The 7,500-nt window shown below is 50.6% G+C and carries 2 tRNA genes and 5 rRNA genes (1 of these 7 only partly in view); all 7 read left to right on the top strand.

Going from position 1 to position 7,500, the window contains the following annotated elements:
* A 23S ribosomal RNA gene (locus DES40_RS09790) occupies positions 1–1,076 on the top strand (it extends 1,713 nt beyond the left edge of the window).
* A 148-nt stretch (positions 1,077–1,224) separates the two neighbouring features.
* A 5S ribosomal RNA gene (gene rrf / locus DES40_RS09785) occupies positions 1,225–1,339 on the top strand.
* A gap of 743 nt (positions 1,340–2,082) precedes the next feature.
* A 16S ribosomal RNA gene (locus DES40_RS09780) occupies positions 2,083–3,561 on the top strand.
* A gap of 266 nt (positions 3,562–3,827) precedes the next feature.
* Positions 3,828–3,904 (top strand) — tRNA-Ile (locus DES40_RS09775).
* 47 nt (positions 3,905–3,951) lie between these two features.
* A tRNA-Ala gene (locus DES40_RS09770) sits at positions 3,952–4,027 on the top strand.
* Positions 4,028–4,321: 294 nt separating this feature from the next.
* A 23S ribosomal RNA gene (locus tag DES40_RS09765) occupies positions 4,322–7,110 on the top strand.
* Positions 7,111–7,258: 148 nt separating this feature from the next.
* A 5S ribosomal RNA gene (gene rrf / locus DES40_RS09760) occupies positions 7,259–7,373 on the top strand.
* The 16S, 23S and 5S rRNA genes sit together here with 2 tRNA genes alongside, the layout of an rRNA operon.
* Positions 7,374–7,500 lie beyond the last annotated feature (127 nt).

The following is a 7,500-nucleotide window of genomic DNA, read 5'->3' as shown; positions in this document are numbered from 1 at the left end:
AGTCGTAAGACGACGTATAGGGTCTGACGCCTGCCCGGTGCTGGAAGGTTAAAAGGAGGAGTGCAAGCTCCGAATTGAAGCCCCAGTAAACGGCGGCCGTAACTATAACGGTCCTAAGGTAGCGAAATTCCTTGTCGGGTAAGTTCCGACCTGCACGAATGGCGTAACGACTTCCCCACTGTCTCCAGCAGAGACTCAGTGAAATTGAATTCCTCGTGAAGATGCGAGGTACCCGCGGCTAGACGGAAAGACCCCATGAACCTTTACTACAGCTTCACAGTGGCATTAGTCATGATTTGTGTAGGATAGGCGGGAGACTTTGAACCGGCGGCGCCAGCTGTCGGGGAGTCGTCCTTGAAATACCGCCCTGATCCTGATTGATGTCTAACCGCGGACCGTTATCCGGTTCCGGGACCCTGTGTGGTGGGTAGTTTGACTGGGGCGGTCGCCTCCCAAAGAGTAACGGAGGCGCGCGAAGGTAGGCTCAGTCCGGTCGGAAATCGGACGTTGAGTGCAATGGCATAAGCCTGCCTGACTGCGAGATTGACAAATCGAGCAGAGACGAAAGTCGGTCATAGTGATCCGGTGGTCCCGCATGGAAGGGCCATCGCTCAACGGATAAAAGGTACTCTGGGGATAACAGGCTGATGACGCCCAAGAGTCCATATCGACGGCGTTGTTTGGCACCTCGATGTCGGCTCATCGCATCCTGGGGCTGGAGAAGGTCCCAAGGGTATGGCTGTTCGCCATTTAAAGCGGTACGTGAGCTGGGTTTAGAACGTCGTGAGACAGTTCGGTCCCTATCTACCGTGGGAGTAGGAGTTTTGAGAGGATCTGCCCTTAGTACGAGAGGACCGGGGTGGACATTCCTCTGGTGGAGCTGTTGTCACGCCAGTGGCATTGCAGCGTAGCTATGAATGGACAGGATAACCGCTGAAAGCATCTAAGCGGGAAACCCCCCTCAATACGAGAACTCCCTTGAGAGTCGTTGTAGACTACAACGTTGATAGGCTGGGTGTGGAAGCGTGGTAACACGTGGAGCTTACCAGTACTAATAACTCGATTGGCTTGATTCATTTCAGATTGTTTCTTGGCCAAGTTGTCGAATTGCTTGCAAATCGATGGCAAACAAGAAACGTATGGCGCTCATACGCGTGGACATACATGTTCACCGCATGTGACAGCTAGGCGATATCTTTACTATTTAATTTTGATGTGCATTGACCGGGTGGTTATTGCGCAACGTCCCCACCCGATCCCATTCCGAACTCGGTCGTTAAGCGTTGCAGCGCCGATGGTACTTTGTCTTAAGGCACGGGAGAGTAGGTCGCTGCCCGGTTTATACACATCAAAACATACCCTCCATAAACCAACAAAAACCCCGCTCGGTTCACTCCGGCGGGGTTTTTTGTGCTCAAATATTACAAATATAGAACAAGGCCAATAGAGGAGACAAATGCGGAGGGAGCTGGCGTATCCGGAGCGAGCGTCGTGATTCTTGTTTCTATATATAATGTTGTGATTCTTGCTTCTATATATTGGGTAGAACGAGCCGCTGATGCCTTGCGGGTTCTACCGTGTTGGCCATCAATTTAAGCCTCATATCTATAAAATAGCGTATCGACAGCTGCTAATTCGGCCTAAGTGGTGATTGAGAACGGCTAAGTAAAATTATTTTAAAAATAACTGCTAGTTTTGTAAAAAAGGTGTTGCATAAAAAAAAGTGTAGGCCTATATAGCGCTCCTCGGTGACGGGGCTGACGGAATAAAGTTAGCTAGCTACCGGGCGCTGCCCCTTTTGGAGGGGCATTTATTTTGGAAAAGGTTGAGAGACTTTTTTCGCTGTTTGACATCGTAAATATTGGGAAGAGAGACGCAGGCGGCGTTTAGCTGTGAGCGGACCTGGTAACAGGACGCACATTCTTTAAACGACTGTTGTTGACGTTTCTCTTTATGAAAATAATGAAATCGCTTGGATGACTTAGTCATTTGAGAGGTTTTCGTTATTTCTTTGAAACGCACAAACGCTGCGGTATTTATACCGCAACGTCAGTGAATAACGACACAGTCAGTTTATACTCTCAACCTGAGAGTTTGATTCTGGCTCAGAACGAACGCTGGCGGCGTGCTTAACACATTCAAGTCGAACGAGAAATTACCTTCGGGTAATGGACAGTGGCAGACGGGTGAGTAACGCGTGGCAACCTACCCTTCACTACGGGACAACAGTTGGAAACGACTGCTAATACCGTATACGTCCTCCGGGAGAAAGATTTATCGGTGATGGATGGGGCCGCGTTAGATTAGCTTGTTGGTGGGGTAATGGCCTACCAAGGCGACGATCTATAGCTGGTCTGAGAGGATGATCAGCCACACTGGGACTGAGACACGGCCCAGACTCCTACGGGAGGCAGCAGTGGGGAATATTGGACAATGGGCGCAAGCCTGATCCAGCAACGCCGCGTGAATGATGAAGGCCTTAGGGTTGTAAAATTCTTTCGCTAGGGAAGATAATGACTGTACCTAGTAAAGAAGCCCCGGCTAACTCCGTGCCAGCAGCCGCGGTAATACGGAGGGGGCTAGCGTTGTTCGGAATTACTGGGCGTAAAGCGTGCGTAGGCGGATTAATAAGTTAGATGTGAAATCCCAGGGCTCAACCCTGGAACTGCATTTAAAACTGTTAGTCTTGAGTTCTGGAGAGGTAAGTGGAATTCCTAGTGTAGAGGTGAAATTCGTAGATATTAGGAGGAACACCAGAGGCGAAGGCGGCTTACTGGACAGATACTGACGCTGAGGCACGAAAGTGTGGGGAGCAAACAGGATTAGATACCCTGGTAGTCCACACCGTAAACGATGAGAGCTAGTTGTCTGCAAGCATGCTTGTAGGTGACGCAGCTAACGCATTAAGCTCTCCGCCTGGGGAGTACGGTCGCAAGATTAAAACTCAAAGAAATTGACGGGGGCCCGCACAAGCGGTGGAGCATGTGGTTTAATTCGAAGCAACGCGCAGAACCTTACCTACCCTTGACATGCCGGTCGCGATTTCCAGAGATGGATTTCTTCAATTCGGTTGGACCGTGCACAGGTGCTGCATGGCTGTCGTCAGCTCGTGTCGTGAGATGTTGGGTTAAGTCCCGCAACGAGCGCAACCCTCATCTTTAGTTGCCAGCATTTAGTTGGGCACTCTAGAGAAACTGCCGGTGCTAAGCCGGAGGAAGGTGGGGATGACGTCAAGTCCTCATGGCCCTTACGGGTAGGGCTACACACGTGCTACAATGGCGCTGACAGAGGGTTAATCCCTAAAAGGCGTCTCAGTTCGGATTGTCTTCTGCAACTCGAAGACATGAAGTTGGAATCGCTAGTAATCGTGGATCAGCATGCCACGGTGAATACGTTCCCGGGCCTTGTACACACCGCCCGTCACACCATGGGAGTTGGTTCTACCCGAAGGTGGTGCGCTAACCTGCTTGCAGGAGGCAGCCAACCACGGTAGGGTCAGCGACTGGGGTGAAGTCGTAACAAGGTAGCCGTAGGGGAACCTGCGGCTGGATCACCTCCTTTCTAAGGAAGGTTTTGAAGGTCTTCTTTACGCATTTACTTCGGTAAGTGTTGTTTAACGCACCTTTTCAATCTTTTAGAAAATATTTAGGTCCATTGGCTCACGCCGCCCTCTCACGAGGTATAATGGATCATATAGCGGCCGAGCGCCGTCTTCGTTTCTCTTCCCTTTCGATAATTATCCGCAGTGCGCAAATATGTGCAGCACGCAGGGTAGTTATACTAATGAGATGGCTAGACATGCCTGTTTTCTGAACAAAGTGTTATAGAGGCCGGTAGCTCAGCTGGTTAGAGCGCACGCCTGATAAGCGTGAGGTCGGAAGTTCAAGTCTTCTTCGGCCTACCACTTTTTCAGTGACGTTTTACTTGCATCCCAAATGTTTGGGTTGATAAGGGGCTTTAGCTCAGTTGGTAGAGCATCTGCTTTGCAAGCAGAGGGTCAGCGGTTCGAATCCGCTAAGCTCCACCATCTCATTATACAAGTTTCTTTCGCTTAGCGTGCCTTTTGGCTTTGCTTTGTCGATTGGATATTTGACATCGTTTATGGAGGGCTCATCCGCCCAGAGGCTTAGATTTATCTAAGACTTTACGACAAGGATGGGCTTTTAAATAGTAAAGATATCGTCTAGCGGCTCATCGCGTAGGATATGTTCAATACACTAAAGTTGAACATGTTAGTCCTCGCGTATGAGCGCTAAACATTGAAGGTTGCGCGGCTCTACACTTCTGGTCGGGCCGACGTGACCATCTCAAGAATCTGAAGAATCAAGCGTTACAAGGGCGTTTAGTGGATGCCTTGGCGCGTAGAGGCTATGAAAGACGTGGTACGCTGCGAAAAGCTCGGACGAGGTGCGAACAACCTGTGACTCCGAGATCTCTGAATGGGGAAACCCACCTTTACAGACCCTGATAATTATCCTCAGTAATGAGGGTGGTTTATCAAGGTTTGTGTTAGGTATTAATAACTGAATACATAGGTTATTAAAGCAAACCCGGGGAACTGAAACATCTCAGTACCCGGAGGAAAGGACATCAACCGAGACTCCGTTAGTAGTGGCGAGCGAACGCGGATCAGGCCAGTGGCTATAATTAACTAATCTGAATGTGTTGGGAAACACAGCCATAGTGGGTGACAGCCCCGTAAGAGTGTTGTTGATTATAGTCCTAGAGTAGGGCGGGACACGTGAAATCCTGTCTGAACATGGGGGGACCATCCTCCAAGCCTAAGTACTCCTACGCGACCGATAGTGAACAAGTACCGTGAGGGAAAGGTGAAAAGCACCCCGACGAGGGGAGTGAAACAGTTCCTGAAACTGGACGTCTACAAGCTGTCGAAGCCTCCTTGCGGGGCGACGGCGTACCTTTTGTATAATGGGTCAGCGACTTGGTCTAACTAGCAAGCTTAAACCGATAGGTGTAGGCGTAGCGAAAGCGAGTGTTAATAGCGCGTCGAGTTAGTTGGATCAGACCCGAAACCAGGTGATCTAGTCATGTGCAGGTTGAAGGTGAGGTAACACTCACTGGAGGACCGAACCCACTTATGTTGAAAAATGAGGGGATGACGTGTGACTAGGGGTGAAAGGCCAATCAAACCTGGAGATAGCTGGTTCTCCGCGAAATCTATTTAGGTAGAGCGTCGAATGAATACCCTCGGGGGTAGAGCACTGGATGGGCTAGGGGGACTCACCGTCTTACCAAACCTAACCAAACTCCGAATACCGAGGAGTACTATTCGGCAGACACACTACGGGTGCTAAGGTCCGTAGTGGAAAGGGAAACAGCCCTGACCGCCGTCTAAGGTCCCTAAGTAATAACTAAGTGGTAAAGAATGTGAGAATGCTTAGACAACCAGGAGGTTGGCTTAGAAGCAGCCATCCTTTAAAGATAGCGTAACAGCTCACTGGTCAAGCGTTCCTGCGTCGAAAATGTACCGGGGCTTAAGTTATTCACCGAAGACGCGGATGCACATTTATGTGCGTGGTAGCGGAGCGTTCCGTAAGCCTGTGAAGGGGCCCTGTGAGGGGTCCTGGAGGTATCGGAAGTGAGAATGCTGACATGAGTAACGATAAAAGGGGTGAGAGACCCCTTCGCCGAAAGATCAAGGTTTCCTGCGCAATGCTAATCAGCGCAGGGTTAGCCGGCCCCTAAGGCAAGGCCGAAAGGCGTAGTCGATGGGAACTCAGTTTAATATTACTGGGCCATTGGGTAGTGACGGATGACGTGTATCGTATCCCCTTATTGGATTGGGGGTGCGGTGAAGTTGTCCCAGGAAATAGCTCCCATTTAAGACCGTACCCCAAACCGACACAGGTGATCAGGTAGAGCATACCAAGGCGCTTGAGAGAACTCTGCTGAAGGAACTCGGCAAATTACCTCCGTAACTTCGGGAGAAGGAGGCCCACCATGAAGGCAACTTTTTGGTGGGGGCACAGACCAGGGGGTGGCGACTGTTTATTAAAAACATAGGGCTCTGCGAAGTCGTAAGACGACGTATAGGGTCTGACGCCTGCCCGGTGCTGGAAGGTTAAAAGGAGGAGTGCAAGCTCCGAATTGAAGCCCCAGTAAACGGCGGCCGTAACTATAACGGTCCTAAGGTAGCGAAATTCCTTGTCGGGTAAGTTCCGACCTGCACGAATGGCGTAACGACTTCCCCACTGTCTCCAGCAGAGACTCAGTGAAATTGAATTCCTCGTGAAGATGCGAGGTACCCGCGGCTAGACGGAAAGACCCCATGAACCTTTACTACAGCTTCACAGTGGCATTAGTCATGATTTGTGTAGGATAGGCGGGAGACTTTGAACCGGCGGCGCCAGCTGTCGGGGAGTCGTCCTTGAAATACCGCCCTGATCCTGATTGATGTCTAACCGCGGACCGTTATCCGGTTCCGGGACCCTGTGTGGTGGGTAGTTTGACTGGGGCGGTCGCCTCCCAAAGAGTAACGGAGGCGCGCGAAGGTAGGCTCAGTCCGGTCGGAAATCGGACGTTGAGTGCAATGGCATAAGCCTGCCTGACTGCGAGATTGACAAATCGAGCAGAGACGAAAGTCGGTCATAGTGATCCGGTGGTCCCGCATGGAAGGGCCATCGCTCAACGGATAAAAGGTACTCTGGGGATAACAGGCTGATGACGCCCAAGAGTCCATATCGACGGCGTTGTTTGGCACCTCGATGTCGGCTCATCGCATCCTGGGGCTGGAGAAGGTCCCAAGGGTATGGCTGTTCGCCATTTAAAGCGGTACGTGAGCTGGGTTTAGAACGTCGTGAGACAGTTCGGTCCCTATCTACCGTGGGAGTAGGAGTTTTGAGAGGATCTGCCCTTAGTACGAGAGGACCGGGGTGGACATTCCTCTGGTGGAGCTGTTGTCACGCCAGTGGCATTGCAGCGTAGCTATGAATGGACAGGATAACCGCTGAAAGCATCTAAGCGGGAAACCCCCCTCAATACGAGAACTCCCTTGAGAGTCGTTGTAGACTACAACGTTGATAGGCTGGGTGTGGAAGCGTGGTAACACGTGGAGCTTACCAGTACTAATAACTCGATTGGCTTGATTCATTTCAGATTGTTTCTTGGCCAAGTTGTCGAATTGCTTGCAAATCGATGGCAAACAAGAAACGTATGGCGCTCATACGCGTGGACATACATGTTCACCGCATGTGACAGCTAGGCGATATCTTTACTATTTAATTTTGATGTGCATTGACCGGGTGGTTATTGCGCAACGTCCCCACCCGATCCCATTCCGAACTCGGTCGTTAAGCGTTGCAGCGCCGATGGTACTTTGTCTTAAGGCACGGGAGAGTAGGTCGCTGCCCGGTTTATACACATCAAAACATACCCTCCATAAACCAACAAAAACCCCGCTCGGTTCACTCCGGCGGGGTTTTTTGTGCTCAAATATTACAAATATAGAACAAGGCCAATAGAGGAGACAAATGCGGAGGA

This window comes from Litorimonas taeanensis (assembly GCF_003634015.1).
GTDB classification, from domain to species: domain Bacteria; phylum Pseudomonadota; class Alphaproteobacteria; order Caulobacterales; family Maricaulaceae; genus Litorimonas; species Litorimonas taeanensis.
The sequence above is the reverse complement of the archived record's forward strand: the minus strand, read 5'-3'. Positions and strand labels throughout refer to the sequence as shown.